Genomic DNA, 1,473 nt, shown 5'->3' on the forward strand with positions numbered 1-1,473 from the left:
CAAACAAGCTAACGTACAGAGAGTATGAGTAAGTAGATAAATTGAGTTTGAGTGAGAATGAGCAATTGCTTGTAACGTGTTCGTGTATGGTTAGTTGCGTTGGCAAGAACTAAGTTAGCAAAAGAAAACGAACCAGAGGAAAATCCGTAGGATTTTCCGAGTACACACAAACTAGCAATTGATTATACACGTTGTTGGCATTAGTATTTTAAATTCCATTGAAGGATTTGTTTTCTGACCAATATTCTATTTTATTAAAATCATTTTCATTCTCGAATTCAAATAACTCTGTTATTTCTTTTATATCTATCTCATTTTTGCTTATTTGGGCCTCTGAATCTGGATTATCAATCAATATAAGAGCTTTATCATTTTGGTTTATTTCATCAAAAGACTTAAAACTGATTCTATTTCTGTAATTTCCAAGAGCTTTTAGGACTGCATTTAATTCAGCGAATTGAGAAATTTGAATTCTAATTTTTGAAATTTCAGAGTTTATTTTAGCAATATGTTTATCTCTGGCATTATGAAATGTAACATCTGGAACCTGCCTTGTTTTAGCAATATTTTCACAATATCGATACATATCATCTCTTTCTCCTCTTGGACCTCCAGATCTCCTTCTCCATTCACATTCCTGAACGTGATATCTCTCTGTTTTTGTTTTATTTGGCTGTTTTTTAAAGTTTAGATTATTAAAATCTGACAAGTCAGGAGATAAGTTATGAGATAGAATATATTTTGTTTTATCTAAATCGATTTTTAGTTTATCTAGGTTACTTTCTATGCTCTCTTTGAATTCATCTACTAAGAGTGAAATACTCTCTATTTTTTGATCTAATCTTAAAATAACTAAAGATTTCGCTCTATTTCTTGTTATGCAAAGAGCAAATTCACAAATATTGATTAGTTCAAATAATCGACTGATTCTGTTTTCGTGGTCAAAGACGTAATTCATAGAAGATGAATATCTTTGCCATTCTTGACTTCTTATGCTTACTCTTTTCCATCTTCGTAATGTTAAGAAATTCTCTCTTACGTCATCTAAGTCAGAATACCTTTCTTCTAGTAATGCTGTTTGTACTATTTCTTCAACAATCTGACGTATCTTTTCTGGTAACTCATCTAATTTGAGTAAAATCTCTTCATTTTGAATTTTTACTTGTTGTAAAGTTTTCTTTAAGTTTTTAAGATAATCTTTAATTAAGTTTAAATCTGCTCTAATTTTTCTATTAGCATGACTTTCGTCAATTGCATTAAATAAACCAGAAGCAGCTGAAACACCTGAAAATACTAGACCCCATCCCATATTTATGTTTTTTGAATTATTATTATTTGAGTTGTAAAAATCTGGAATTATTCTGTAGAATAAAATACCCGTTAGTAGGTATATTAATGCCAACGTGTTCGTGTATGGTTTCGTTGCGTCTGCACTAAGATAGCAAATAGGAGCGAACCCATTGTTCAGAAGCG

Annotated in this window: 1 protein-coding gene; it reads right to left on the minus strand. The window is 30.7% G+C overall.

The window, feature by feature from the left end; genetic code table 11:
- Nucleotides 1–208 precede the first annotated feature (208 nt).
- On the minus strand, nucleotides 209–1,473 hold a 1,265-nt coding region (locus tag Q0893_RS19460; RefSeq protein ID WP_299278945.1), incomplete at its 5' end, for a hypothetical protein.

This window comes from uncultured Psychroserpens sp. (assembly GCF_947494225.1).
In the GTDB taxonomy this organism is placed as follows: Bacteria; Bacteroidota; Bacteroidia; order Flavobacteriales; family Flavobacteriaceae; genus Psychroserpens.